A 24097-nucleotide genomic window follows, 5' to 3' on the forward strand; every position below is an offset into this window, starting at 1 on the left:
TGTTTTTCGCGCTTGAGATGAGCAATATAAGCATGTTTGGTATCGCTTTTTGACACGCATTGGATTATTTGTTGCGAAGGATTTTGTAAAAAAAGAAAGTAACGTTTTGTAAATCAATGCCAGCCTGTTACTTTTGCAGTCCGATTTTTCGGGAAAACTGTTTATAAAACAATAGACTGGTGCATTAACCAGATCAAAATCAATTTGTTAAATGCCAACTATTTCACAATTAGTCCGTAAAGGTAGAGAGACCATTACATGGAAATCAAAGTCACCGGCTTTGGATTCTTGCCCTCAGCGTAGGGGTGTGTGCACCAGGGTGTACACGACAACGCCAAAAAAACCGAACTCAGCACTTCGTAAAGTAGCTCGTGTTCGTCTTTCAAACAACAAAGAAGTGAATGCCTACATCCCAGGTGAAGGCCACAACTTGCAAGAGCACTCGATCGTGTTGATCCGTGGTGGTCGTGTTAAAGATTTACCAGGTGTGCGTTACCACATTATCCGTGGTGCATTGGATACAGCTGGTGTGAACGGACGTAAACAACGTCGTTCGAAATATGGTGCTAAGCGTCCAAAACCAGGACAAGTTGCAGCAGCACCAACAAAAGGTAAAAAGAAATAAAAAGTAACTCTCTCTGCTTTTATTAAGGAATTAATCTGATAAAAGGGAAGTAATCCAAGCTAATGGCCTGGGTGAATAAGTTGCAAAACGAAACCTCGTGTAAAATTTTAAGTTAAAATGAGAAAGTCGAAACCAAAGAAAAGATATATCCTTCCTGATCCAAAGTTCAGGGATGTTCAGGTTACTAAGTTTGTTAACAACCTGATGTTTGAAGGAAAGAAAAGCATTGCATTCACAATCTTCTACGACGCGTTGGAGTTGGTTGAGAAAAAAACCAGCGAAAGCGGTCTTGAAACTTGGAAAAAAGCATTGAACAATGTAACTCCATCTGTTGAGGTAAAAAGCCGTCGTGTCGGTGGTGCTACATTCCAGGTTCCAACGGAAGTTCGTCCTGAGCGTAAGCAATCTCTTGGTATGAAATGGTTGATCAACTATTCACGTAAGCGCGGAGAAAAAACAATGGTTGACCGTCTTGCTGGTGAGATCATTGCTGCTGCAAAAGGTGAAGGAGCTGCTGTTAAGAAGAAAGATGATACGCACCGTATGGCAGATGCCAACAAAGCGTTCTCGCACTTTAGATTCTAGGATCAAAGTGATATTATTAATCGGAAGTTCGGGTTTACCCGGGCTTCCGATTTTTATTTGAGATTTTTCTAAAATTTAATGTTCACACAATTGTTTTTATAATCAACAATTTATACTTTTGCGCTCTGAATTTTTGGAAGTAGTGCGTTTTTACGGCTCTCCTATGATTCAAATTGCTTCAGAGTGAATTGCACATCGAATAAAATATAACACATCACCATCAGTCATGGCACGTGATCTAAGATTAACAAGAAACATTGGTATTGCTGCGCACATTGATGCCGGTAAGACAACAACAACGGAGCGTATCCTTTACTACGCAGGTGTTAGCCACAAAATTGGAGAAGTGCATGATGGTGCTGCTACAATGGACTGGATGGAGCAGGAGCAAGAGCGTGGGATTACCATTACATCTGCTGCAACAACAGTTGATTGGAATTACCGTGGTGAAAAATATCACATTAACATTATCGATACACCCGGACACGTTGACTTTACAGTTGAAGTAAACCGTTCGCTTCGTGTGTTGGATGGTCTTGTATTCCTTTTTAGTGCAGTTGACGGTGTTGAGCCTCAGTCTGAGACGAACTGGCGTCTGGCTAACAACTATAATGTAGCCCGTATCGGTTTCGTAAATAAAATGGACCGTTCTGGTGCAGACTTCTTGAAGGTTTGTACGCAGGTTAAAGAAATGCTTGGAAGCTACGCTGTTCCTCTTCAATTGCCAATTGGTGCTGAAGATACATTTAGAGGTGTGGTTGACTTGGTTAACTTCCGTGGTATCGAATGGAATGAAGAAGATAAAGGAATGACTTTCAGAGAAGTTCCTATTCCAGATGATATGCTTGAAGAAGCAACTGAATGGAGAGAAAAATTGCTTGAAGCTGTTGCCGAATTCGACGACACTTTGATGGAAAAATATTTTGAAGATCCTGCTTCTATCTCGGAAGACGAAATTCTTGCAGCTTTGCGTGCAGCAACGATCAGCATGAAAATCGTTCCTATGGTTTGCGGTTCTTCATTCAAAAATAAAGGTGTTCAAACGATGCTTGATTACGTGATGGCTATTTTGCCTTCACCTCAGGATCGCGAAAGCATCATCGGAACTGATCCGCGCACAGGAAATGAAATTTCCCGTCAACCAACGGATTCAGACCCTTTCTGCGCACTAGCATTCAAAATCGCAACGGACCCCTATGTAGGACGTCTTTGCTTTATCCGTTCTTACTCAGGATATCTTGATTCAGGTTCTTACGTTTTGAACAACCGTTCAGGAAACAAAGAGCGTATTTCTCGTATCTTCCAAATGCATGCTAACAAGCAGAATCAAATTGATCGTCTTGAAGCGGGTGACATTGGAGCTGTTGTAGGATTTAAAGATATCAAAACAGGAGATACATTATCTGATGAAAAGAATCCAATCGTTCTTGAATCAATGGTATTCCCTGAGCCAGTAATTGGTTACGCAATCGAGCCTAAAAAAGCTGCGGATAGCGATAACTTTTCTAAGGCTATCACGAAATTGATCGAAGAAGACCCTACGTTGCAAGTTGAAAGTAACGAAGAAACTGGTCAAACGATCATCAAAGGAATGGGTGAGCTTCACCTTGAAATCATCATCGACCGTATGCGTCGTGAGTTCAAAGTGGAAGTAAATCAAGGTGCTCCTCAGGTTGCTTACAAAGAGATTCTTACGAAGAACTTTGAGCACCGTGAAGTTTATAAGAAACAAACAGGTGGTCGTGGTAAATTTGCCGATATTGTATTCGAAATCGGACCACGCGATGATAACGAAGAAGGAAAAGAGCCAAAAACAGGTTTGCAGTTTGTAAACCAGATTGTAGGTGGTACTATTCCTCGTGAATTTATCGCTCCGATCCAAAAAGGTTTTGAAGCATCTATGTCAAATGGTGCACTTGCAGGGTATCCTTTGGATTCGATGAAGGTGCGTATTTTCCACGGATCTTTCCACGATGTCGATTCAGATGCACTATCATTTGAACTTGCAGCGAAAATTGGTTTCAAAGAAGCTGCACGTCATGCAGGTTCAAAGTTGATGGAGCCGATTATGCATGTGGAAGTGCTTACACCTGATGAATACACAGGACCAATCACGGGTGACCTTAACCGTCGTCGTGGTGTAATGAGAGGAATGGATTCACGTAATGGTGCGCAGGTTATCAAATGTGATGTGCCTCTTTCTGAATTGTTTGGTTATGTAACTGATCTTCGTACAATGTCATCTGGTCGCGCAACTGCTTCTTTGACATTCGCTTACTACGAGATTGTTCCTAACAACATCGCAGAGACTGTAATTGAAAAAGCAAAAGGTTTAGTTAAAGCATAAATGAAATGATCCGCTATCTGTGAGAATAGGTAACGGATCATTTTTATATAGAAGCTTGCGAAGTAAATGGTTCTTTCGCTGGTGGATTGTCGAAACTTGTTTCGTTCAAATGTTCTCAGAACCGGAAATAATAAAACAAAATGAATCAAAAAATCCGTATCAAACTTCGCTCTTTCGACCACAATCTGGTTGATAAGTCAGCTGAGAAAATTGTTAAAGCTGTAAAGGCAACTGGTGCTATCGTTAGCGGTCCAATTCCTTTGCCAACTAAAACCGAGAAATTCACTGTTCTTCGTTCTCCACACGTTAACAAGAAGTCACGTGAACAATTCCAGCTTTGTACTTACAAACGTTTGGTAGATATTTTCTCTACAAGTGCAAAAACTGTTGATGCACTAATGAAGCTTGAATTGCCAAGCGGTGTTGACGTCGAGATTAAAGTATAGTAAAAGCGGCTTATTAACTTAGGCCAAATACATAAAATTGGATGAAGGTCCTTTTAGGAAACCACATCTGAGCTCATGAAAGTGATTGAACGTATGCACATTGCGGTGCAGTTTAATTGTAATCAGAATTTGAGGTCAGATGGTTTAAATCATCTGACCTTTTTTGCTGATTATCAGCGAGAAATATTGAGTAACTGTTTGGATACCGGAATTTGATTTCCTACCTTTGCAGTCCGTTTTAAAGAATAAGGGTATTACCTGCTAATTTTAATTTCAAAACATGTCTGGTTTAATTGGTAAGAAAATCGGAATGACTAGTTTGTACAATGCTGACGGGCAGGCTCTGGCATGTACTGTGATTCAAGCTGGTCCTTGTGTTGTTACACAAGTTAGGTCCGAAGAAAAGGATGGCTATAAAGCTATTCAATTAGGTTTTGGTGAAAAGAAGGAAAAGAGCTCTTCCCAGCCTATGATTGGTCACTTCAAAAAAGCTAACACAACTCCTAAACAAAAGGTTGTTGAGTTTAAGGAATTTGAAGTGGAGCATGAACTTGGAACTTCATTATCTGTTACGGATATCTTTGAAGAAGGCGAGTTTGTTGACGTTGTTGGTTCTGCCAAAGGCCGCGGTTTTCAGGGTGTTGTTAAGCGCCATGGTTTCGCAGGGGTAGGTGGTCAGACTCACGGTCAGCACAACAGAGCGCGTCACCCAGGTTCGATTGGTGCTTGTTCATTCCCATCACGTGTATTTAAAGGCATTCGTATGGGTGGACGCATGGGTAACAATCGTGTAAAAATTCAGAATTTACGTATTCTGAAAGTGATCCCTGAGCAAAACCTTTTGGTTGTAAGTGGCTCGGTACCTGGTTCAAAGAATTCATTTCTAATCATTGAGAAGTAGCACGATGGAACTGTCCGTATTAAATATAAAAGGAGAAGATACCGGCAAGAAGGTAAGTGTGTCAGAAGAAATTTTTGGCATCGAACCCAACACGCACGCGATCTATCTCGATGTGAAGTTGTACTTGGCTAACCAACGCCAGGGAACGCACAAATCAAAAGAACGCGCAGAGATTAATCACTCTACTCGTAAGATCAAAAAACAAAAAGGAACCGGTGGGGCTCGTGCTGGTAGCATTAAATCTCCAGTGTTCATAGGTGGTGGTCGTATTTTCGGACCAAGACCTCGTGACTATGGTTTTAAAATCAATAAGAAAGTTAAATCATTGGCTCGTAAGTCAGCTTTCTCTGTTAAAGCGCAGTCTGATTCGATCTCTGTTCTAGAAGCATTCACATTTGATGCACCAAAAACTAAATCGTATTTGAATGTTTTGAATTCACTATCATTAGTGAATACCAAAACATTACTTATTCTTCCATCTGTTGACAGCAATGTATATCTGTCAAGCCGTAACATTCCGAAAGCAAAAGTTACAACAGTGGACGCGGTCAACACGTATGACCTGATGTATGCAGACCGTCTTTTGATAAGTGAATCTGCTCTGTCTATTTTGGAAACCCAATTGAACAAATAATCATGAGTGTACTGAAACGTCCGATTATAACCGAAAAGGTAACGGCTCAGGGTGGTCAAGGAAAATATGCCTTCGAAGTATCCCTTACTTCGAATAAAGTAGAGATCAAAAAGGCTATTGAGAAACTGTTCGGGGTGACCGTAGAAAGCGTTCATACAATGCGCAGCATTGGAAAAAGCAAATCCCGTACATCGGGTGGTAAGTTTGTAAGTGGAAAAACTTCAACTATCAAAAAGGCTATCATAACAGTAGCTGAAGGTGAAATCATCGATATCTACGGTGAAGCATAAGAATAGTTGAGCGATTCAAATCTTTGACGAGTTAATAGCAAATGGCAGTTAAAAAATTAAAACCGACAAGTGCTGGTCAGCGTTTCCGTTCGGCTCCTACATTTGAGGAGATTACTACCGCGAAACCTGAAAAGAGTCTACTGGAAACCATCAAAAGAACAGGTGGTCGCAACAGCCAGGGACACATGACCATGCGATATATTGGTGGTGGACATAAAAGAAAGTATCGTGTAATTGATTTCAAAAGAAATCGTTTTGATGCTCCCGCCACAGTTCTCTCTATTGAATACGATCCAAACCGTTCAGCGCGTATTGCGTTGGTGCAGTTTGAGGATGAAGAAAAGAGATATGTAATTGCACCAAACGGACTGAGAGTGGGGCAAGTAATTGTTTCAGGTAGTTCAGTAGCACCGGAAGTTGGCAATGCCCTTCCATTAGGTTCTATGCCAATTGGTACAATTGTTCATAATATCGAGTTGACTCCTGGTAAAGGTGGTCAGTTTGCACGTAGCGCTGGAGCTTATGCTCAACTTGTAGCGAGAGAAGGAAAGTACGCAGTTTTGAAAATGCCTTCTGGCGAAATGCGGATGATACTTTCAACTTGTATCGCAACAGTTGGAACGGTTTCTAATGCAAGTCATATGAATGTGGCATTAGGAAAAGCAGGTCGCAGACGTTGGTTAGGTCGCCGTCCACGTGTCCGTGGTGTTGCAATGAACCCAGTCGATCACCCAATGGGTGGTGGTGAAGGTCGCTCATCAGGGGGCCAGCCTAGATCAAGAAACGGACAGTTCTCGAAAGGACTTAAGACTCGTGATCGCAACAAGCATTCTGAGAAATTGATTATCAGCCGTCGTAAAAAATAATAGTATAACATGGCACGCTCATTAAAAAAAGGACCATATATCGATTTTCGTTTAGAGAATAAAGTGACTGTGATGAACAGTGCTTCTCGGAAATCAGTAATCAAAACCTGGTCACGACGCTCTATGATATCGCCGGATTTTATCGGGCATACATTCGCGGTGCATAACGGAAATAAGTTTATTCCAGTTTATGTAACTGAAAATATGGTTGGTCACAAACTGGGAGAATTTTCTCCTACACGTAACTTCCGTGGCCACACTGCAAAAAAAGATAAAGGTAGAAAATAATTAGTCGACGATAGCTGGTTCTGTAACAGGAACGAGCCTATATCTGAAAGAACATGGAAGCAAGAGCTATATTAAAAGATGTGCCTACTTCTCCTCGCAAAATGAGGTTAGTAGCCGACATGATTCGCGGACAAAAGGTCAGCAAGGCGTTGGCACTATTAAAGTTTCAACCGAGAGCTTCTTCACCGGTTTTGCACAAAGTTTTACTTTCTGCAGTTGCTAACTGGCAACAACTGAATGAAGACGCCAAGCTGGAAGACGCTGATCTTATTGTGAAAACCGTATTTATTGACGGTGGACGTATGTTAAAGCGTTTGCGCCCTGCACCACAAGGAAGAGCACATAGAATCCGTAAGCGTTCGAACCACATCACAATTGTGATTGACGATGCTTCTGTTTCTATCGCAAGCGCAGACAAAGAATCAGTAATCACCGAATCATAAGTAAAACGATTTATATCGAATGGGACAAAAGGTAAATCCTATAGGTCTGAGACTAGGAATTGTTCGAGGATGGGAGTCAAGTTGGTATGGAGGAAAAGACTTCTCTGATAAATTAGTTGAAGACGAGAAAATCCGTAATTACATCAAAGCACGTATCCCAAAAGGATCGATCTCGAAAGTAGTTATTGAAAGAACATTAAAACGTATCACATTGACAATTCACACTGCTCGTCCGGGTATAGTAATTGGTAAAGGTGGTAGCGAGGTTGATAAAATCAAAGAAGAGCTTAAAAAGATCACAGGAAAAGACGTTCAGATCAACATTTATGAGATCAAACGTCCTGAGATTGATGCGAAATTGGTAGGCGAGGCAATCGCTCAACAACTTCAAGCTCGTATTTCATATCGTAGAGCTATGAAGCAATCAATCGCTTCTGCAATGCGGGTTGGAACACAAGGAATTAAAATTCGTCTTGCTGGACGTCTTGGCGGTGCTGAAATGGCGCGTACTGAGGAATACAAAGAAGGAAGAATTCCACTACATACTTTGAGAGCTGATATTGACTATGCAATCTCAGAAGCACAAACTATTTACGGTAAAATCGGTATTAAAGTTTGGATCTTCAAAGGAGAGCTTTACGGTAAAAGAGATTTGACACCAAGTGCTGCAACAGCTGCATCTGATAGAGCAGAAAGAAGCGCATCAGGCGGAAACGATCGTGGTGGTAATGACCGTGGCGGAAGAGATCGCAGAGGTGGTGGCCGTGATGGTGGAGCACCTCGTGGTGAAGGCGGAGGCGGCGGAAGCGAAGCTGATCGTCGTAAACGCAACGCCAGCGGCGGAGGCAATAATAACAATAGGAATAAGAAGAAGTAATCAGACATTTTCCGATTTCGTATCGGGTCAAATAGATTAAAATCATGTTACAGCCGAAAAGGACAAAATTTCGCAAGCAACAAAAAGGCAAGGGCTCATACAATGGTTTGGCTACTCGCGGACATGAAATCGCATTTGGTTCTTTTGCTATCAAAGCGCTTGAACCAGGTTGGTTGACTGCTCGTCAAATCGAAGCTGCACGTATTTCAGTAACTCGTGCTATGAAACGTGAAGGCCAAGTATGGATTCGTGTTTTCCCTGACAAGCCAATTACCAAGAAGCCAGCGGAAGTTCGTATGGGTAAAGGTAAGGGAGCTCCTGAGTATTGGGTTGCACCGGTTAAGCCAGGAACAATCATCTTCGAAGCGACTGGTGTTACTTTGGATACCGCTAACGAAGCATTGCGTTTGGCTGCACAAAAGTTGCCAATCAAAACGAAGTTCGTTGTACGTCGGGATTATCAAGAGGCGAATTAACCCGAATGTTATTAAGAACGCTAATTATTTAAAGCAATGACTAGTCAAGAAATTAAGGATCTGTCGCAGGATCAATTAAAAGAGCAGATCGCTCAAGAGCGCGAGCGCTTATTGCGATTGAAATTCGCTCACGCGATTTCACCCATTGAAAACCCTTTGCGTATTCGTACCTCGCGTAAGGAAATTGCAAAACTCTTAACCGAGCTGTCGGCTAAAAGTAACCAACAGTAAATCAGTTTAGAAATTATGGAGGCAACAGAAAGAAATTTACGTAAAGAAAGAGTTGGCAAAGTAGTGAGTAACAAAATGGAGAAATCCTGCGTGATCACTGTGGAGCGTAAAGTGAAGCATGCCAAGTATGGTAAGTTTATGACTAAAACTACCAAGCTTATGGTGCATGATGAAACCAATCAGGTTGGCATCGGTGATACGATCCGCGTGATGGAAACACGTCCGCTTAGTAAGAACAAGCGTTGGAGATTAATAGAAATCCTTGAAAAAGCTAAGTAACAAATGGTACAGCAAGAATCAAGACTGTCGGTAGCAGACAACAGTGGGGCGAAGGAAGTACTCGTAATTCGTGTACTTGGCGGAACTGGCAAACGCTATGCCTCAGTAGGCGATAAAATCGTCGTAACAGTAAAATCAGCTCTTTCTTCGAGCAATATGAAAAAAGGAACGGTTTCAAAAGCCGTTGTGGTTCGTACAAAAAAAGAAGTACGCCGGAAGGATGGAACCTACATCAGATTTGAAGATAACGCAGCTGTTTTGTTAAACAACAATGATGAGCCACGTGGTACACGTATCTTTGGACCGGTTGCAAGAGAATTGCGTGAAAAGCAATTCATGAAGATCGTTTCATTGGCACCAGAGGTGTTGTAAGAACTCTAGTATTTCTTTGAACTGATAAGAGAATATCTAAAATGGAAAGCAAAAATAAAAAAGCACCAGCTAAGTTGCACATTCGCAGCGGGGATACTGTAAAGGTAATCTCAGGCAATGCAAAAGGTGAAACTGGTGTTATCAAGAAGGTGGATATTGAAAAGCTAAGAGCTGTTGTTGAAGGTGTAAACATGATCACAAAACATGTTAAGCCAAATGCACAAACTCCACAAGGAAGCATTGAAAAGCGTGAAGGTGCAATACACATTAGTAACCTAATGGTGGTTGATCCTAAAACTGGCGAAGCAACCAGAACTGGTCGCAAAGCTGATGATAAAGGTAAACTTCAGCGTTTTTCTAAAAAGACAGGAAATATTTTGTAATTCTTTGTTCACGTTGAACTTAGAATAGAATATAAACGGTGGGTCGGTAATCCACAATAATATCTTCAAAAAGATGGCACAGCCGAGATTAAAAGAAAAGTATGTAAGCGAAGTTGTTTCGCAACTGAAAGAAAAATTTCAGTACAAGTCAGTGATGCAAGTTCCTCGTTTGACTAAGATTGTTATCAATAAAGGCATTGGTGCAGCGGTAGCTGACAAGAAATTGGTTGATACTGGTGTTGAGGAATTGAGCCAGATCACTGGTCAAAAAGCAATCGCAACGATTTCTAAGAAAGCGGTTTCTAACTTCAAGTTGCGTGAAAACATGCCGATTGGAGCAAAGGTAACACTTCGTGGCGATCGCATGTATGAGTTCCTTGATCGTTTGACTGCGATTGCAATGCCTCGTGTAAGAGACTTCAAAGGTATCAGTGACAAAGGATTTGACGGACGCGGGAATTATACTTTCGGCGTTAAAGAGCAAATCATTTTCCCTGAGATTAGTATAGAAAAGGTGAATAAAATCACCGGAATGGATATCACATTCGTTACTTCAACTAATTCTGACGAAGAGAGTTATGAATTGTTGAAGGCACTGGGTATGCCGTTCACAAATGCGAACAAACAAGGATAATTCTTAATATAAGATATTTACCGACAATGGCAAAAGAATCAGTTAAAGCACGGGAGAGAAAGAGAGAAGCCTTAGTAGCTAAGTTTGCTGAAAAGCGTACGAAATTAAAAGCTGCGGGTGACTGGGTTGGTTTAGATAAATTACCACGTAATTCTTCTGCTGTACGTTTGCATAATAGATGCAAAATCACGGGAAGGCCTCGGGGTTATATGCGCAAATTCGGAATTTCAAGAGTTTGTTTCCGGGATATGGCTTCTGACGGCAAGATTCCGGGTGTTACAAAATCAAGTTGGTAAGAATACTTTCAATTCTGATTTCAATTACTTAACTTTGCACTCCCGTTTCAAAGGGGTGTTTAAACTAGGCATAAAAATGTTAACGGATCCCATAGCAGATTATCTGACGAGACTCAGAAACGCTATCAAAGCGAAGCACAGGGTTGTTGAGATACCTGCATCCAACATAAAAAAAGAAATAACTAAAGTACTTTTTGATAAAGGGTATATTCAGAGTTATAAATTTGACGAAGTAGGTCCTCAGGGTGTAATCAAAATAGCTTTGAAGTACAATCCTGTGACAAAGCAATCTGCAATTGTGAAATTGGAGAGGGTTAGTAAGCCTGGACTTCGTAAATATTCAGGGTCATCAACATTACCACGCGTATTAGGTGGTTTAGGAACTGTTATCATTTCAACCTCCAAGGGTGTTATGACTGATAAGGAAGCTAAAACGCTTAATGTTGGCGGGGAAGTGTTATGTTTCGTGTATTAATATTTAAAAGTTATTCAGGAAATGTCACGAATAGGAAATAAAATTATCGTTTTGCCCGCAGGTGTTTCTGTATCAGTTGCAGAGGGTAACGTGGTGTCAGTAAAAGGACCAAAAGGTACATTATATCAAACAGTTGATAGCGATATCAGCGTTGAAATTGAAGGTAGTGAACTGAAAGTTAGTCGCCCTACTGAGCAGAAGCGTCACAAAGCACTTCACGGATTGTATAGATCTTTGATCAACAACATGGTGATTGGGGTGGATGCAGGATATAAGAAAGAGTTAGAAATTATTGGTGTGGGTTACAAAGCAAGCGCGGCAAATAATGTGCTCGAATTGCAATTGGGATATTCTCACAATATTTTTATGGCTATTCCGCAGGAAATTAAGCTTACAACGACTTCCGAAAAGGGTCAAAACCCTAAGGTTATTTTAGAAGGCATTGATAAGGAGCTGATTGGATCAGTTGCTGCGAAAATCAAGTCATTGCGTAAGGTTGAACCTTACAAAGGAAAGGGGATTCGTTTTGTCGGTGAGGTTGTTCGTCGTAAGGCTGGAAAATCTGCTTCTAAAAAGTAGTAAGTCACGGAATTAGTTTATAACAAGTAAGACAAGTTTGAAAATGGCTACCGCAAAAGTAGATAGAAGACAACGACTTAAATATCACATTCGTAAGAAGGTGAAGGGTAGTTCTGAGCGTCCGAGGTTATCGGTTTTTCGTTCTAACACCAGTATCTATGCGCAAATTATAGATGATATCAATGGTGTTACACTTGCAAGTGCATCATCGGTTGATCTTGGCGGAAGAAAAGAAAATTCTAATGTTGAGGCAGCCCAGCAGGTTGGTAAAAAAATAGCTGAAAAAGCACAAGAGGCGGGTATTCAAGCTGTCGTTTTTGACAGAAATGGATATTTGTACCATGGTAAAGTAAAAGCATTGGCCGAAGGAGCTCGTGAGGGTGGCCTGAAATTCTAAGTATAACAAAGACTATGTCTACAAATACAAAACCTTCAAAGGTTAACGAATCGGACTTGAAAGAACGCGTAGTAGCGATCAATCGGGTAGCAAAAGTAGTAAAAGGTGGTCGTCGTTTTAGTTTTTCGGCTATCGTAGTGGTAGGAGATGGAAATGGTGTAGTTGGATACGGGCTTGGAAAAGCTAATGAAGTAACTGACGCAATTGCCAAAGGAATCGATGACGCAAAGAAAAATTTGATTCAGATTCCGATGCTGAAACATACAGTTCCTCACCAAATGGAAGGTAAGTTCAGCGGTGGATTTGTGCTTATCAAACCTGCTGCGCCTGGAACAGGTGTACTTGCTGGTGGTCCGATGCGTGCTGTACTGGAAAGTGCTGGAATTAAAGATGTACTTGCGAAATCCAAAGGCTCATCTAACCCACACAACGTAATCAAAGCTACAATTGATGCTCTTCTGAAAATGAGAGCTCCACATCAGGTGGCATTCCAGAGAGGCGTTAAATTAGATAAAGTATTTAACGGATAATCCATTGGATTGTCCCTTTACCTGAAGTGATTATGTCAAAAGTACGTATTACCCAAGTTAAAAGCACAATTGATCGTCCAGAAAGACAAAAACTTACTATTAAGGCGTTAGGCTTGGGTAAGTTGAACCGGTCAGTTGAGAAAGAAAATAGTGATGCCATTGCTGGTATGATCCGCAAGGTGAGCCATTTGGTTAAAGTAGAAGAAATTTAACATATAGTAAATATGAATCTTAGTTCATTAAAGCCGGCTGCTGGTTCTGTTAAAACAGGAAAGAGGGTTGGACGTGGTCAGGGGTCCGGTAAAGGAGGAACATCTGCACGTGGACATAAAGGAGCTCAATCTCGTTCAGGTTATAGCCGGAAAGTTGGATTTGAGGGTGGTCAGATGCCTCTTCAAAGACGTCTGCCTAAATTCGGATTTAACAATATAAATCGGGTAGAATACAAAGCACTTAACCTTGACGCGATTCAGTCACTTGCTGAGAAGACTAATGCAGCTGTAATTACGTTGGATCTAATTAGAGAAAATGGGCTTTGTGCTAAAAAGGATTTGGTGAAGATTTTGAACAGAGGTCAAATCTCTTCGGCCGTAGAGGTTCAGGCTAATGGATTTTCTGCATCAGCTATTGAGTCAATTGAGAAAGCCGGAGGTAAAGCAGTTAAGTTGTAATTTAGCTGTTTTACTTAGCACAGGTTGTTTATAACAAATAGCTATTTGTAGGCCCAAAACATGAAACGATTTTTAGAGACTATAAAACACATATTTGCAATTGAGGAGTTGAGAACGAGAATTCTCAACACTCTTTTGTTTATAACTATTTTCCGTTTGGGGTCTTACGTAGCTTTGCCTGGTGTTGAGCCAGATCAAATGAACGTTTCCACTCAGGGGCTTTTAGGTTTATTGGACACCTTTTTAGGAGGAGCGTTCAGTAAGGCCTCGATTTTTGCGTTAGGCATTATGCCTTATATCTCCGCATCTATTGCAATTCAACTTCTTACTATGGCATTGCCATACTTCCAGAAAATGCAAAAGGAAGGGGAGTCAGGAAGAAAGAAGCTGAATCAGATAACACGCGTATTAACGATTGTCGTTACCTTAGTGCAAGGGACTGCTTATCTTAACACAACTGTGCCCGACGAGGCTTTATTAGTTTCTAGAAGTCTTTTCTCTATATCTTCGGTTTTTGTGTTAGCGGCTGGTACAATGTTTTGTATGTGGCTGGGCGAGCGAATTACTGATAAAGGAATTGGTAATGGGATTTCGATGTTAATTATGATTGGCATTGTTTCCAGATTTCCGGGAGCGATTTATAAGGAATTTGTTTCTCGTGGAAGCGGAGGTATTTTATTGTTTGTCTTGGAGATCGTTGCGCTATATTTTGTAATAATGGGTGCTGTGATGCTAACGCAAGCTGTGAGGCGAATTCCTATTCAGTATGCCAAACAAGTTGTTGGAAATAGGGTGATGGGTGGCCAGCGCCAATATTTGCCATTGAAATTGAATGCGGCGGGTGTGATGCCTATTATCTTCGCTCAGGCTTTAATGTTTATTCCATCTTTGGGTGCTTCGTATTTTGCGGAGAAGAGTGATTTTGCAAGTAACGTTGCGACGATTTTTGCAAACTATACTACCTGGCAATACAATCTGTTGTTCGCTGTGTTGATAATTGTTTTCACATTCTTTTACACGGCAATTTCTGTAAATCCACAGCAGATTGCTGACGATATGAAGAGAGGCGGTGGTTTTATCCCTGGCGTTAAACCCGGGCAACAAACCTCTGAATATATAAGCTCGATTTTGGATAGAATTACGTTCCCAGGATCAATTATGCTTGCGATCGTAGCAACCTTGCCAGCTTTTGCTAGCTTATTAGGCGTATCAACGGATTTTGCTCACTTTTTTGGTGGAACATCCCTGTTGATCATGGTGGGTGTTGTGCTTGATACATTGCAGCAGGTTGAAAGTTATTTATTGATGCGCAGATATGAAGGCTTAATGAAGTCGGGGCGTGTTAAGGGCAGAACGGAAAGTGTTGCTATTTAAGATTTGAGATGATTTTTCTTAAAACGGAGGAGGAAATTGAGCTGATCAAGAATAGTGCTCAGGTTTTAGGTAAAGCTCATGCAGAAGTAGCTCTTTGGATCAAGCCGGGCGTCACGACTCAGAAGTTGGATCTAGTTGCAGAAGAGTTTATAAGAGATAATGGAGGTATTCCCTCTTTTAAAGGTTTTAACAAGTTTCCGGCTTCATTGTGTATATCTGTAAATGAAGTTGTAGTTCATGGGATTCCCGGAAGCTATGCGGTGAGAGAAGGAGATATCGTTTCGATCGATTGCGGCGTTAAATTAAATGGTTTTCACAGCGACAGCGCTTATACATATCCGGTTGGCGAGGTCAGTTTGGATCTCATGAACTTACTCACAGCTACAAAAAAATCATTGTACAAAGGGATTGAACAAGCTGTTGAGGGAATGAGGGTTGGAGACATCGGTTTTGCAGTTCAAAATTTTGTTGAGGACAAAGGATATTCAGTCGTGAGGGAGCTTGTGGGGCATGGTGTCGGAAGAGATCTTCATGAAAGCCCCGAGGTTCCTAATTACGGAAAACGTGGTAAAGGAACTCGGTTAAAAGAAGGAATGGTTCTCGCTATTGAACCGATGGTTAATTTGGGGGTAAAGACAGTGATGCAGGAGCGGGATGGTTGGACTATTAGAACAACCGATAAGAAATATTCAGCGCATTACGAGCATACTGTTGTTGTAAGAAAGGGCAAAGCTGAAATTCTCACAACATTCGATTATATAGAAAAAGTGACGGCCAACACCAGCCTTATGGTTGAAGTAATGTAATTAACGCTACGAATGGCAAAACAAGCATCAATTGAACAAGACGGAGTAATTTTAGAAGCGCTTTCCAATGCAATGTTTCGTGTAATTTTAGAAAATAAACATGAGGTGATTGCACATATTTCTGGAAAGATGAGAATGCACTATATAAAGATATTACCGGGCGACCGTGTTAAGTTGGAAATGTCTCCTTACGACTTATCAAAGGCAAGAATAACTTACCGGTACAAATAAGGAGAAGATCACCTCATTATTAACAACAAGTAACATTCGAGATGAAAGTCAAAGCATCAGTAAAGAAACGCAGTGAAGACTGCAAGGTTATACGCCGAAAGGGTAAAGTCTATGTAATCAACAAGAAAAACCCACGGTATAAACAAAGACAAGGTTAATCATATGGCACGTATTTCAGGAGTTGATATTCCCGACCGTAAAAGGGGCGAAATCTCACTAACTTATATTTTCGGAATTGGTCGCAGTTCAGCGAAAAAAATTCTCGAAAAAGCAGGAGTTGACATCAATAAGAAGGTTGTTGACTGGAATGATGAAGAGTCCGGTGCAGTTCGTGCGGTTATAGCAGGTGAATATAAAGTAGAAGGTGCACTTAAATCAGAAGTTCAACTGAGCATTAAGCGCTTAATGGATATCGCTTGTTACAGAGGTCTTCGTCACCGTAAAGGTTTACCATTACGTGGACAAAGAACAAAAAACAACTCTCGTACTCGTAAGGGTAAACGCAAAACAATCGCGAACAAGAAAAAGGCTACTAAATAATCAGTGAGCGGTGGGTAAAACCACATTTCTATCCATAAGCAATGGCACAAAATAAAAGAAAAGATAAAGCAAAAAAGAGAGTTGTAGTAGTGGAGTCGGTGGGTCAGGTACACATCAAAGCTTCATTCAACAACATTATCATCTCTATTACAAATAATAACGGTCAGGTGATTTCCTGGGGTTCCGCCGGTAAAATGGGATTCCGTGGTTCAAAAAAGAACACTCCCTACGCTGCCCAAACGGCTGCGCAAAGTTGCGCTCAGGTCGCGTTTGACCTAGGAATGCGTAAAGCTGAGGTTTTCGTTAAAGGACCGGGTTCTGGTCGCGAGTCTGCGATCCGTACGATCCAGAACGCAGGGATTGAAGTAACTACAATCAGAGATATTACTCCGCTTCCACACAATGGTTGCCGTCCTCCAAAACGTCGGAGAGTATAGTATTTCAATATATTGCCCATTCGTAATTTGGACACTGGGGTTACAGAATGGTTTTTAAATAATTTAAGTAAAATAAAAAGTTTTTAATGGCACGTTATACAGGTCCCAAATCAAAGATTGCAAGACGTTACGGAGAACCCATCATGGGCCCGAGCAAAGCGCTTGCTAAAAAGAATTACCCTCCTGGAGTTCATGGAAAGGGTCGCCGCTCTAAAAAATCGGAGTATGCTTTACAATTAATGGAAAAGCAAAAGGTGAAATTTATTTACGGTATTCTTGAAAGACAGTTCCGTAATTTGTTCGAAAAGGCTTCGGTTAAAGAGGGTATCACTGGTGAAAACCTTTTGAAATACTGCGAAGCTCGTCTTGATAACACTGTTTATCGTTTGGGAGTAGCTCCAACACGACGTGCTGCACGTCAGCTTGTTTCTCACAAACACATTCTTGTAGACGGTGAGATAGTAAATATTCCTTCTTATTCTTTGCGTCCTGGTCAAGTTGTGACAGTTCGTGAGAAATCTAAGTCTCTTGAATCAGTTTCCGAAAGTTTGGCTGGTCACAGTTCAAAAGGATTTAACTGGTTAGAGTGGGATGGCCAGCAATTGACCGGTAAGTTTGTGACGTTCCCAGAACGCGAGCAGATCCCAGAAAACATCAACGAGCAGCTTATCGTTGAGTTGTATTCTAAATAATCTTCATATTACAGCACGCCTAGTTTACCAGGCGTGCTTTTAGCCGGTAACGGCAATTTTGCGATCGCAAAGGTAACGGTAGCGTGATCAACTATCATTTACTACTATAAAAGGAGCAAGGACTATGTCAATATTAGCTTTCCAAATGCCTGATAAGGTCGTCATGGAAAAAGCAGACGACTTTCACGGGTTGTTTGAGTTTAAGCCTTTAGAGAAAGGATACGGCGTAACCATTGGTAATGCATTACGTAGAATACTTCTTTCATCTTTGGAAGGTTATGCCATCACGAGCGTGAAGTTCCCTGGTGTTCTTCATGAGTTTTCTTCAATCGAAGGTATAGTTGAGGATGTTACAGAAATCATCCTGAACCTTAAGATGGTTCGTTTTAAAAAAGTTTCTGATCTGAATGAAAGCAGAATCGTGGTGAATCTTAAAAATGTATCTGTTATTACCGCAGGAGACATTGGCAAGTTTACCAACGCATTTGAGGTTTTAAATCCGGAGCAAGTTATTTGTCATATCGATGACCAAAAAGAGTTCGAGATGGAACTGCTTTTGGACAAAGGAAGAGGATACGTTCCAGCTGATGAGCCTCGTGCCAATGAACTGCCATTCGGTTATATTGCCGTGGACTCAATCTACACACCAATTAAGAATGTTAAGTATTCTGTTGAGAACACGCGTGTTGAACAACGTACTGACTACGAACGTCTTTTAATTGATATTCAGACGGATGGTTCCATCCACCCGGAGGATGCGTTGAAAGGTGCTGCTAATATTTTGATTCAACACTTTATGCTTTTCTCTGACCAAACAATGACGTTTGAGAAGCAGAAAGCAGAGGAAGATAATCAGGTTGATGAGGAAATGTTGCGTATGAGAAAGCTGTTGAAGACTTCATTGTCTGAACTTGATCTTTCTGTGCGTGCATATAACTGCTTGAAATCGGCCGACGTTAAATCACTTGGTGATTTGGTGAGATTGGAGATTTCTGATATGATGAAATTCCGTAATTTTGGTAAAAAATCATTGACTGAGTTGGAGCAGCTTGTAGCTGATAAGCAACTTACCTTTGGAATGGATGTTGCAAAATATCGTTTGGACGAAGATTAATTAAGTATTCCATAATAAGTATGTATTCTGTAGCGCGCCAGTCGCCGCTCGAAGCAACTAAACAACAAAACAATGAGACACGGTAAGAAAGGTAATCACTTAGGAAGAACAGCATCTCACCGCAAGGCGATGCTATCAAACATGGCTTCTTCATTGATTATCCACAAAAGAATTGAAACAACATTAGCAAAAGCAAAAGAACTTCGTCAATATGTTGAGCCTTTGCTTACCCGCGCGAAGGAAGATTCTACTCACAATAGAAGGGTTGTATTTTCTTATCTGAATGATAAAGAATCTACCAAAGAACTTTTTGGTGTTGTTTCTGATAAAATTGCATCTCGTCCAGGAGGATACACGCGTATAATCAAACTGGGAAACAGACTTGGTGATGCTGCTGAAACTGCGCTTATCGAACTTGTAGACTTCAATGATGCATTGCTTCTTGCAAATGCTGACAAGCCTGCAAAAACAAGACGTAGCAGAAGAGGTGGTAAAAAAGAAGGAAGTACGGAAGTAGTCGATGCTGCTCCTGTGAAAAAAGAAGATCACCCAGTAGTTGCTGAGACGGAACCAGTTGTTGACGAAGCACCTGCTGCCAATGATGAACCTACTGAAACGAATGATTCACCAGAATCCCCAGTAAAGGAATAATCTTGGATAATCATTAAGAATATATGGAAAAGGGTTGAACGTTTCGTTTAACCCTTTTTTATGGGTAAAATTTTATAATTTTGCACCACGATTGAGATGAGGGCGAGCAATTGCCGAAACATTAACAGCATAAAACATTCAACAATAAAAATGGGTCAGAAAAAGGAAGCTCTGTTATTACTGGAAGATGGAACAGCTTATAGGGGACTAGCTCTGGGAATGAGCGGGACCACCGGCGGAGAAATTTGTTTTAACACGGGGATGACAGGCTATCAGGAGATTTACACAGATCCTTCCTATTATGGTCAAATCATTGTCAACACCAATTCTCATATTGGTAACTACGGCGTTCAGCTTGAAGACGAGGAAGAATCAGCATCTGTGAAAATTCGCGGAATGGTTTGCAACACATTTTCGCAAATCTATTCACGAGACACTGCGGACTTTTCTTTGCAGGAATATTTTGAAAGAGCGCACATTGTTGGCGTGAGCAATGTGGATACTAGGCACCTTGTGCGTCATGTTAGACAGAAAGGTGTAATGAACGCAATCATCTCTTCCGAAATTTTGGACGAGAAACTGCTAATGGAAGAACTCAGAAAAATCCCTTCCATGGACGGTCTTGAATTGTCTTCCGAAGTAACTACTGATAGCGCGTATTACGTAGGCCAGGAGGCGGGAAGCAAGTGGAGAATTGCAGTAATGGATTATGGAATCAAGAAAAGCATTCTTAACAATCTGACTTCACGCGGATGCTATTGCAAAGTTTTTCCTGCAAAGACACCATTTGAAGAAGTAATGAAATTCCAGCCAGACGGATTCTTTATATCGAATGGCCCGGGCGACCCTTCCGCAATGCTCTATGCAGTTGAAAGTGTAAACCAGATGATCAAAACGAGCAAGCCGCTTTTTGGGATATGTCTTGGTCATCAACTTCTTGCGCTTTCAAGCGGCATCAACACTTATAAGATGCACCACGGGCACAGAGGGCTTAACCATCCCGTTAAAAATCTGGTTACAGGACTTTGTGAAATTACATCTCAAAACCACGGTTTTGCGGTAAATCCGGAGGAGATCGAAAACCATCCTGACATTGAAATTACACATGTAAACTTGAATGATAAAACGATCGAAGGCATTCGCAGAAAGGATTATCCTGCATTCTCAGTGCAGTATCACCCAGAGGCTTCACCAGGTCCGCATGATTCGCGATATCTATTTGATGAATTTATTAAATTGTTGAGCGCAAGCTGAAAATATCGAAATCCTCTGTAATGCAGAGGATTTTTTTGTGTTATTTTGTATTGTTAACATATTTTATTTTAAATCAAACCACAAGCTGCAAATGAGTACGATTCAATCAGTACATGCAAGACAAATTCTGGATTCAAGAGGAAACCCAACAATAGAAGTAGATATTCGTACCGAAAATGGTTATTTAGGACGCGCTGCTGTTCCGTCTGGGGCTTCAACCGGAAAGCATGAGGCCGTTGAACTTCGTGATGACGATAAAAGTGTTTACGTTGGAAAAGGCGTTTTGAAAGCCGTTGAAAATGTCAATGACATTATTTTCCCGGAATTGATCGGTTGTTCAGTTTTTGAACAAAATCTGATTGACAAAATCATGCTTGAATTGGATGGAACGCCAAATAAAGCAAAATTAGGAGCAAACGCGATTCTTGGCGTTTCTTTGGCTGCTGCAAAAGCGGCTGCTCAGGAGGCAAATCTTCCACTTTATCGTTACGTAGGGGGAACAAATGCAAATACACTTCCTGTGCCAATGATGAACATTCTGAATGGTGGAAGCCATGCGGATAACTCCATCGATTTCCAGGAATTCATGATTATGCCTGCAAAAGCAGACACTTTTTCTCAATCATTGAGAATGGGTGTTGAAGTATTCCATACGCTGAAAACGGTTTTGAAAAGCAAAGGATATTCTACAAACGTAGGAGATGAAGGTGGTTTTGCACCAAATATTAAATCAAACGAAGAAGCAATTGAAATCGTAATTCAGGCGATCGAGAAAGCTGGTTACAAACCTGGTGAAGATATCTTTATCGCAATGGATGCGGCTGTTTCAGAATTCTTCGAAGACGGATTTTACCACTTCAAAAAATCAGACGGACGTAAATTGACCTCTGATGAAATGGCTGACTACTGGACACAGTGGGTTGCTAAATATCCAATCATTTCTATCGAAGACGGAATGGACGAAGATGACTGGGCTGGTTGGAAGACACTTACAGACTCAGTTGGCAAGAAAATTCAGCTGGTAGGAGACGATTTGTTCGTAACGAATGTAACACGCCTGCAACAAGGAATCGAATCACAAATTGCCAATGCGGTTTTGGTAAAAGTTAACCAAATTGGATCTCTGACTGAAACAATTGACACGGTTAACCTGGCAAAACGCAACAGCTATAAGAGCATTATGTCGCACCGTTCTGGTGAAACCGAGGATTCAACGATTGCTGACTTGGCAGTTGCATTAAACACAGGCCAAATCAAAACGGGTTCTGCTTCACGCTCTGACCGTATGGCGAAATACAACCAATTGCTTCGCATTGAAGAAGAACTTGGCGAAAATGCATATTTCCCAGGATTGAAATTCTGATTATAACATTGAAACCGGAGCTAAATGCTCCGGTTTTTGTATAAGGCCCATCCAATGAAGAAAGGATCATTCTGGTCGCTCCAAACGCTCAAAAATTTCTACATCGCCACGTTTCTCGCCTGGTTCGTTTGGATTATTTTTCTTGATAATAACAACATGCGGATCGTGATCTCCAACCGGATGAAAATGAAAGAGCTGGAACAGGAAAAAGAAATTCTTTTGGGTAAAATCAAAGATGTCAAGAAAGAGCGCAATGAAGTTTTCGGAAATCCGAAAATGTTAGAAAAATGGGCAAGAGAAAATTTTATGATGCGTCGGCCCAATGAAGAGGTGTATGTGATAGTGGATGAGAATAATCAGCCCGTTGAGAGTAAAAAGCGTGATTAACCTAAGACGTATCCCAGCGTATTAATTTTTAATTTTCAAGACTTTGAGCAAAAAAGTAATTCTTATAATCATGGACGGTTGGGGCATCGCCAAAGTAGGCGAGGAAAACCGTTCCGCTGTTTTAGCTGCAAACACTCCTTTTTACGACAGCATCTTACAGAAATATCCGCATAGCAAACTTGCTGCAAGCGGACTGGCCGTTGGACTTCCCGACGGACAAATGGGAAATTCGGAAGTGGGTCACACCAATTTGGGTGCTGGCCGCGTCGTATATCAGGATTTGGTGAAAATCAATCTTGCCGTAACGGAAGGAACACTTGGTAACGAACCGGTTTTGACCAATGCATTGGAATTTGCTAAAACAAATAACAAAAAGGTTCATTTTATTGGTCTTGTTTCCGATGGAGGCGTGCATTCGCACATTGACCACTTGAAAGGTTTGTGCAAAATCGCTTCGGATAAAGGCCTTTCTAATGTTTTCGTTCATGCATTTACAGACGGTCGTGATTGTGATCCTAAAAGTGGATTAGGATTTTTGACCGAATTGCAGCAAGCAATGGACCAGACAACAGGACAAATTGCGAGCATTACAGGACGATATTATGCAATGGATCGCGATAAGCGTTGGGAACGCGTGAAGCTCGCATATGATGCAATGGTATATGGCGAAGGCGCGCATGTCGCATCAACTGATTTGCTAAAAGCTGTCAAAGACTCGTACGAAACAGGCGTTACTGATGAATTCATCTTGCCCATCGTTGCAACTAATCCTGACGGAACGCCAGTTGCGGTGATTGCGGATGGCGATGTGGTTTTATGCTTCAATTTTCGCACGGACCGCGGTCGTGAGATCACTGAGGTTTTGACACAACAGGATTTTCATGAGCAAAATATGCACAAGCTTAACCTCCGTTACATCACAATGACGAATTATGATGATACATATCAAGGCGTTGAGGTGATTTTTGACAAAGACAATTTGAACAACACACTCGGTGAAGTTTTGGAAGCAGCCGGCAAAAAACAGATTCGGATTGCAGAAACTGAAAAATATCCGCACGTTACATTTTTCTTTTCCGGAGGCCGCGAAAAGCCTTTCGAAGGGGAAAGTCGTTTGCTTTGCGCTTCACCAAAGGTTGCCACGTATGATCTTCAACCGGAAATGTCCGCTTTTGGAATCAGAGACTCGATCGTCGCGGAATTAGAAAAAGAGGAAGTTGATTTCGTTTGCTTGAATTTTGCGAACCCCGACATGGTTGGGCATACGGGCGTTTTTGAAGCAGCTGTTAAAGCCTGCGAAACAGTTGACCAATGTGTTCAGGCTGTGGTAACCACAGGTTTGGAACATGGATATTCGTCCATTATCATTGCCGATCACGGCAATTCGGATTATATGACCAATGATGATGGTTCTCCAAACACTGCCCATTCATTGAATCTGGTTCCTTGTATTTTAGTAGACAATAATTACCAAGAACCTATAAATGACGGCAAGCTCGCGGATATCGCTCCTACAATTCTTGAATTAATGGGAATTGCCAAGCCGGCAGAGATGACGGGCGTTAGTATTTTGTAAACTAAACCCGTCTCAACGATGTTGTTTTCAGAGAGTCCATTGGGCTC

General features: G+C 41.3%; 37 protein-coding genes. All 37 read left to right on the forward strand.

Annotated elements, in window-relative coordinates:
- The first annotated feature begins 211 nt into the window (after positions 1–211).
- The 37 genes from rpsL to gpmI all read left to right on the forward strand — a co-directional run bounded on the left by rpsL (position 212) and on the right by gpmI (position 24050).
- A complete protein-coding gene (gene rpsL, locus LZG73_RS21020) occupies positions 212–625 on the forward strand; it encodes a 30S ribosomal protein S12 (protein ID WP_026631225.1) in 414 nt (137 codons plus the stop codon).
- A gap of 117 nt (positions 626–742) precedes the next feature.
- Positions 743–1210, forward strand: a complete 468-nt coding sequence (gene rpsG / locus LZG73_RS21025) for a 30S ribosomal protein S7 (RefSeq protein WP_233854307.1) — start codon at positions 743–745, stop codon at positions 1208–1210.
- A gap of 226 nt (positions 1211–1436) precedes the next feature.
- Positions 1437–3557, forward strand: a complete 2121-nt coding sequence (gene fusA / locus LZG73_RS21030; RefSeq protein ID WP_233854309.1) for an elongation factor G — start codon at positions 1437–1439, stop codon at positions 3555–3557.
- 140 nt (positions 3558–3697) lie between these two features.
- Positions 3698–4003 (forward strand): 30S ribosomal protein S10, encoded by a 306-nt coding sequence (gene rpsJ, locus LZG73_RS21035; RefSeq protein ID WP_026631228.1) that lies wholly within the window; start codon positions 3698–3700, stop codon positions 4001–4003.
- 280 nt (positions 4004–4283) lie between these two features.
- Positions 4284–4904, forward strand: a complete 621-nt coding sequence (gene rplC / locus LZG73_RS21040) for a 50S ribosomal protein L3 (protein ID WP_233854311.1) — start codon at positions 4284–4286, stop codon at positions 4902–4904.
- 4 nt (positions 4905–4908) lie between these two features.
- Positions 4909–5538, forward strand: coding sequence for a 50S ribosomal protein L4 (gene rplD / locus LZG73_RS21045; protein WP_233854312.1), 630 nt, complete (start codon positions 4909–4911; stop codon positions 5536–5538).
- A gap of 2 nt (positions 5539–5540) precedes the next feature.
- The gene (rplW, locus tag LZG73_RS21050; protein WP_056280041.1) at positions 5541–5828 is read left to right on the forward strand and encodes a 50S ribosomal protein L23; all 288 of its coding nucleotides are present in this window, start codon (positions 5541–5543) and stop codon (positions 5826–5828) included.
- Between the two features lie 41 nt (positions 5829–5869).
- Positions 5870–6694 (forward strand): 50S ribosomal protein L2, encoded by an 825-nt coding sequence (rplB, locus tag LZG73_RS21055; protein ID WP_233854313.1) that lies wholly within the window; start codon positions 5870–5872, stop codon positions 6692–6694.
- A gap of 9 nt (positions 6695–6703) precedes the next feature.
- Positions 6704–6982, forward strand: a complete 279-nt coding sequence (gene rpsS / locus LZG73_RS21060; RefSeq protein WP_026631233.1) for a 30S ribosomal protein S19 — start codon at positions 6704–6706, stop codon at positions 6980–6982.
- A gap of 53 nt (positions 6983–7035) precedes the next feature.
- Positions 7036–7425, forward strand: a complete 390-nt coding sequence (gene rplV, locus LZG73_RS21065) for a 50S ribosomal protein L22 (protein ID WP_233854314.1) — start codon at positions 7036–7038, stop codon at positions 7423–7425.
- A 19-nt stretch (positions 7426–7444) separates the two neighbouring features.
- Positions 7445–8302, forward strand: a complete 858-nt coding sequence (rpsC, locus tag LZG73_RS21070; RefSeq protein WP_233854315.1) for a 30S ribosomal protein S3 — start codon at positions 7445–7447, stop codon at positions 8300–8302.
- Positions 8303–8346: 44 nt separating this feature from the next.
- A complete protein-coding gene (rplP, locus tag LZG73_RS21075; RefSeq protein ID WP_026631234.1) occupies positions 8347–8778 on the forward strand; it encodes a 50S ribosomal protein L16 in 432 nt (143 codons plus the stop codon).
- 36 nt (positions 8779–8814) lie between these two features.
- A complete protein-coding gene (gene rpmC / locus LZG73_RS21080) occupies positions 8815–9009 on the forward strand; it encodes a 50S ribosomal protein L29 (protein ID WP_233854316.1) in 195 nt (64 codons plus the stop codon).
- 15 nt (positions 9010–9024) lie between these two features.
- Positions 9025–9288, forward strand: a complete 264-nt coding sequence (gene rpsQ, locus LZG73_RS21085; protein WP_233854317.1) for a 30S ribosomal protein S17 — start codon at positions 9025–9027, stop codon at positions 9286–9288.
- Positions 9289–9291: 3 nt separating this feature from the next.
- Complete coding sequence (gene rplN / locus LZG73_RS21090) at positions 9292–9660, forward strand: 50S ribosomal protein L14 (RefSeq protein ID WP_026631237.1); 369 nt, start codon at positions 9292–9294, stop codon at positions 9658–9660.
- A 41-nt stretch (positions 9661–9701) separates the two neighbouring features.
- Positions 9702–10043, forward strand: a complete 342-nt coding sequence (gene rplX / locus LZG73_RS21095) for a 50S ribosomal protein L24 (RefSeq protein WP_233854319.1) — start codon at positions 9702–9704, stop codon at positions 10041–10043.
- 73 nt (positions 10044–10116) lie between these two features.
- Positions 10117–10677 (forward strand): 50S ribosomal protein L5, encoded by a 561-nt coding sequence (rplE, locus tag LZG73_RS21100; RefSeq protein ID WP_233854321.1) that lies wholly within the window; start codon positions 10117–10119, stop codon positions 10675–10677.
- 26 nt (positions 10678–10703) lie between these two features.
- A complete protein-coding gene (rpsN, locus tag LZG73_RS21105; protein ID WP_233854322.1) occupies positions 10704–10973 on the forward strand; it encodes a 30S ribosomal protein S14 in 270 nt (89 codons plus the stop codon).
- A 76-nt stretch (positions 10974–11049) separates the two neighbouring features.
- Positions 11050–11448 carry a 30S ribosomal protein S8 gene (gene rpsH / locus LZG73_RS21110; RefSeq protein WP_026350532.1) on the forward strand — a complete coding sequence of 133 codons (399 nt, stop codon included), beginning with the start codon at positions 11050–11052 and terminating at the stop codon, positions 11446–11448.
- A gap of 21 nt (positions 11449–11469) precedes the next feature.
- The gene (gene rplF, locus LZG73_RS21115) at positions 11470–12027 is read left to right on the forward strand and encodes a 50S ribosomal protein L6 (RefSeq protein WP_233854323.1); all 558 of its coding nucleotides are present in this window, start codon (positions 11470–11472) and stop codon (positions 12025–12027) included.
- Between the two features lie 43 nt (positions 12028–12070).
- Entirely contained in the window at positions 12071–12424 is a 354-nt protein-coding gene (rplR, locus tag LZG73_RS21120) for a 50S ribosomal protein L18 (protein ID WP_233854324.1), read from the forward strand.
- A 14-nt stretch (positions 12425–12438) separates the two neighbouring features.
- Complete coding sequence (gene rpsE, locus LZG73_RS21125) at positions 12439–12954, forward strand: 30S ribosomal protein S5 (RefSeq protein WP_082217001.1); 516 nt, start codon at positions 12439–12441, stop codon at positions 12952–12954.
- Between the two features lie 32 nt (positions 12955–12986).
- Positions 12987–13166, forward strand: a complete 180-nt coding sequence (gene rpmD / locus LZG73_RS21130; protein WP_031528736.1) for a 50S ribosomal protein L30 — start codon at positions 12987–12989, stop codon at positions 13164–13166.
- A gap of 12 nt (positions 13167–13178) precedes the next feature.
- Positions 13179–13625: a 50S ribosomal protein L15 gene (rplO, locus tag LZG73_RS21135; protein ID WP_233854325.1), complete on the forward strand. Its 447-nt coding sequence runs from the start codon at positions 13179–13181 to the stop codon at positions 13623–13625.
- A 60-nt stretch (positions 13626–13685) separates the two neighbouring features.
- Positions 13686–14999, forward strand: coding sequence for a preprotein translocase subunit SecY (gene secY, locus LZG73_RS21140; RefSeq protein ID WP_233854326.1), 1314 nt, complete (start codon positions 13686–13688; stop codon positions 14997–14999).
- A gap of 8 nt (positions 15000–15007) precedes the next feature.
- The gene (gene map, locus LZG73_RS21145; RefSeq protein WP_233854327.1) at positions 15008–15805 is read left to right on the forward strand and encodes a type I methionyl aminopeptidase; all 798 of its coding nucleotides are present in this window, start codon (positions 15008–15010) and stop codon (positions 15803–15805) included.
- A 12-nt stretch (positions 15806–15817) separates the two neighbouring features.
- Positions 15818–16036: a translation initiation factor IF-1 gene (infA, locus tag LZG73_RS21150; RefSeq protein WP_026631247.1), complete on the forward strand. Its 219-nt coding sequence runs from the start codon at positions 15818–15820 to the stop codon at positions 16034–16036.
- Between the two features lie 41 nt (positions 16037–16077).
- The gene (gene ykgO, locus LZG73_RS21155; RefSeq protein ID WP_015813811.1) at positions 16078–16194 is read left to right on the forward strand and encodes a type B 50S ribosomal protein L36; all 117 of its coding nucleotides are present in this window, start codon (positions 16078–16080) and stop codon (positions 16192–16194) included.
- A gap of 4 nt (positions 16195–16198) precedes the next feature.
- Positions 16199–16576 carry a 30S ribosomal protein S13 gene (gene rpsM / locus LZG73_RS21160; RefSeq protein WP_233854328.1) on the forward strand — a complete coding sequence of 126 codons (378 nt, stop codon included), beginning with the start codon at positions 16199–16201 and terminating at the stop codon, positions 16574–16576.
- Between the two features lie 41 nt (positions 16577–16617).
- Entirely contained in the window at positions 16618–17013 is a 396-nt protein-coding gene (gene rpsK / locus LZG73_RS21165; RefSeq protein WP_026631249.1) for a 30S ribosomal protein S11, read from the forward strand.
- A gap of 86 nt (positions 17014–17099) precedes the next feature.
- Positions 17100–17705 carry a 30S ribosomal protein S4 gene (rpsD, locus tag LZG73_RS21170; RefSeq protein ID WP_233854330.1) on the forward strand — a complete coding sequence of 202 codons (606 nt, stop codon included), beginning with the start codon at positions 17100–17102 and terminating at the stop codon, positions 17703–17705.
- A gap of 124 nt (positions 17706–17829) precedes the next feature.
- Positions 17830–18819: a DNA-directed RNA polymerase subunit alpha gene (locus tag LZG73_RS21175; RefSeq protein ID WP_233854332.1), complete on the forward strand. Its 990-nt coding sequence runs from the start codon at positions 17830–17832 to the stop codon at positions 18817–18819.
- A 72-nt stretch (positions 18820–18891) separates the two neighbouring features.
- Positions 18892–19470: a 50S ribosomal protein L17 gene (gene rplQ, locus LZG73_RS21180; RefSeq protein ID WP_233854333.1), complete on the forward strand. Its 579-nt coding sequence runs from the start codon at positions 18892–18894 to the stop codon at positions 19468–19470.
- A gap of 150 nt (positions 19471–19620) precedes the next feature.
- Positions 19621–20724 carry a glutamine-hydrolyzing carbamoyl-phosphate synthase small subunit gene (gene carA, locus LZG73_RS21185; RefSeq protein ID WP_233854335.1) on the forward strand — a complete coding sequence of 368 codons (1104 nt, stop codon included), beginning with the start codon at positions 19621–19623 and terminating at the stop codon, positions 20722–20724.
- 91 nt (positions 20725–20815) lie between these two features.
- On the forward strand, positions 20816–22087 hold the full coding sequence (gene eno / locus LZG73_RS21190; protein WP_233854337.1) for a phosphopyruvate hydratase: 1272 nt from the start codon (positions 20816–20818) through the stop codon (positions 22085–22087).
- A 54-nt stretch (positions 22088–22141) separates the two neighbouring features.
- Positions 22142–22474: a septum formation initiator family protein gene (locus LZG73_RS21195; protein ID WP_233854339.1), complete on the forward strand. Its 333-nt coding sequence runs from the start codon at positions 22142–22144 to the stop codon at positions 22472–22474.
- Positions 22475–22517: 43 nt separating this feature from the next.
- Positions 22518–24050 (forward strand): 2,3-bisphosphoglycerate-independent phosphoglycerate mutase, encoded by a 1533-nt coding sequence (gpmI, locus tag LZG73_RS21200; RefSeq protein ID WP_233854341.1) that lies wholly within the window; start codon positions 22518–22520, stop codon positions 24048–24050.
- The last annotated feature ends 47 nt before the right edge of the window (positions 24051–24097 follow it).

This window comes from Dyadobacter sp. CY326 (assembly GCF_021390515.1).
GTDB lineage: Bacteria > Bacteroidota > Bacteroidia > Cytophagales > Spirosomataceae > Dyadobacter.

Coding starts and splice junctions, on each gene's coding strand:
- rpsK (WP_026631249.1), top strand. CDS start 16,618: ATGGCACAAAATAAAAGAAAAGATAAAGCAAAAAAGAGAGTTGTAGTA.
- fusA (WP_233854309.1), top strand. CDS start 1,437: ATGGCACGTGATCTAAGATTAACAAGAAACATTGGTATTGCTGCGCAC.
- rpsS (WP_026631233.1), top strand. CDS start 6,704: ATGGCACGCTCATTAAAAAAAGGACCATATATCGATTTTCGTTTAGAG.
- rpsC (WP_233854315.1), top strand. CDS start 7,445: ATGGGACAAAAGGTAAATCCTATAGGTCTGAGACTAGGAATTGTTCGA.
- rpsL (WP_026631225.1), top strand. CDS start 212: ATGCCAACTATTTCACAATTAGTCCGTAAAGGTAGAGAGACCATTACA.
- rplE (WP_233854321.1), top strand. CDS start 10,117: ATGGCACAGCCGAGATTAAAAGAAAAGTATGTAAGCGAAGTTGTTTCG.
- infA (WP_026631247.1), top strand. CDS start 15,818: ATGGCAAAACAAGCATCAATTGAACAAGACGGAGTAATTTTAGAAGCG.
- rpsQ (WP_233854317.1), top strand. CDS start 9,025: ATGGAGGCAACAGAAAGAAATTTACGTAAAGAAAGAGTTGGCAAAGTA.
- carA (WP_233854335.1), top strand. CDS start 19,621: ATGGGTCAGAAAAAGGAAGCTCTGTTATTACTGGAAGATGGAACAGCT.
- LZG73_RS21195 (WP_233854339.1), top strand. CDS start 22,142: ATGAAGAAAGGATCATTCTGGTCGCTCCAAACGCTCAAAAATTTCTAC.
- rpsE (WP_082217001.1), top strand. CDS start 12,439: ATGTCTACAAATACAAAACCTTCAAAGGTTAACGAATCGGACTTGAAA.
- rpmD (WP_031528736.1), top strand. CDS start 12,987: ATGTCAAAAGTACGTATTACCCAAGTTAAAAGCACAATTGATCGTCCA.
- eno (WP_233854337.1), top strand. CDS start 20,816: ATGAGTACGATTCAATCAGTACATGCAAGACAAATTCTGGATTCAAGA.
- rplV (WP_233854314.1), top strand. CDS start 7,036: ATGGAAGCAAGAGCTATATTAAAAGATGTGCCTACTTCTCCTCGCAAA.
- ykgO (WP_015813811.1), top strand. CDS start 16,078: ATGAAAGTCAAAGCATCAGTAAAGAAACGCAGTGAAGACTGCAAGGTT.
- map (WP_233854327.1), top strand. CDS start 15,008: ATGATTTTTCTTAAAACGGAGGAGGAAATTGAGCTGATCAAGAATAGT.
- rpsH (WP_026350532.1), top strand. CDS start 11,050: ATGTTAACGGATCCCATAGCAGATTATCTGACGAGACTCAGAAACGCT.
- rpsN (WP_233854322.1), top strand. CDS start 10,704: ATGGCAAAAGAATCAGTTAAAGCACGGGAGAGAAAGAGAGAAGCCTTA.
- rpsJ (WP_026631228.1), top strand. CDS start 3,698: ATGAATCAAAAAATCCGTATCAAACTTCGCTCTTTCGACCACAATCTG.
- secY (WP_233854326.1), top strand. CDS start 13,686: ATGAAACGATTTTTAGAGACTATAAAACACATATTTGCAATTGAGGAG.
- rpsG (WP_233854307.1), top strand. CDS start 743: ATGAGAAAGTCGAAACCAAAGAAAAGATATATCCTTCCTGATCCAAAG.
- rplW (WP_056280041.1), top strand. CDS start 5,541: ATGAGTGTACTGAAACGTCCGATTATAACCGAAAAGGTAACGGCTCAG.
- rpmC (WP_233854316.1), top strand. CDS start 8,815: ATGACTAGTCAAGAAATTAAGGATCTGTCGCAGGATCAATTAAAAGAG.
- rpsD (WP_233854330.1), top strand. CDS start 17,100: ATGGCACGTTATACAGGTCCCAAATCAAAGATTGCAAGACGTTACGGA.
- rplC (WP_233854311.1), top strand. CDS start 4,284: ATGTCTGGTTTAATTGGTAAGAAAATCGGAATGACTAGTTTGTACAAT.
- LZG73_RS21175 (WP_233854332.1), top strand. CDS start 17,830: ATGTCAATATTAGCTTTCCAAATGCCTGATAAGGTCGTCATGGAAAAA.
- rplQ (WP_233854333.1), top strand. CDS start 18,892: ATGAGACACGGTAAGAAAGGTAATCACTTAGGAAGAACAGCATCTCAC.
- rpsM (WP_233854328.1), top strand. CDS start 16,199: ATGGCACGTATTTCAGGAGTTGATATTCCCGACCGTAAAAGGGGCGAA.
- rplF (WP_233854323.1), top strand. CDS start 11,470: ATGTCACGAATAGGAAATAAAATTATCGTTTTGCCCGCAGGTGTTTCT.
- rplN (WP_026631237.1), top strand. CDS start 9,292: ATGGTACAGCAAGAATCAAGACTGTCGGTAGCAGACAACAGTGGGGCG.
- rplP (WP_026631234.1), top strand. CDS start 8,347: ATGTTACAGCCGAAAAGGACAAAATTTCGCAAGCAACAAAAAGGCAAG.
- rplB (WP_233854313.1), top strand. CDS start 5,870: ATGGCAGTTAAAAAATTAAAACCGACAAGTGCTGGTCAGCGTTTCCGT.
- rplR (WP_233854324.1), top strand. CDS start 12,071: ATGGCTACCGCAAAAGTAGATAGAAGACAACGACTTAAATATCACATT.
- rplX (WP_233854319.1), top strand. CDS start 9,702: ATGGAAAGCAAAAATAAAAAAGCACCAGCTAAGTTGCACATTCGCAGC.
- rplD (WP_233854312.1), top strand. CDS start 4,909: ATGGAACTGTCCGTATTAAATATAAAAGGAGAAGATACCGGCAAGAAG.
- rplO (WP_233854325.1), top strand. CDS start 13,179: ATGAATCTTAGTTCATTAAAGCCGGCTGCTGGTTCTGTTAAAACAGGA.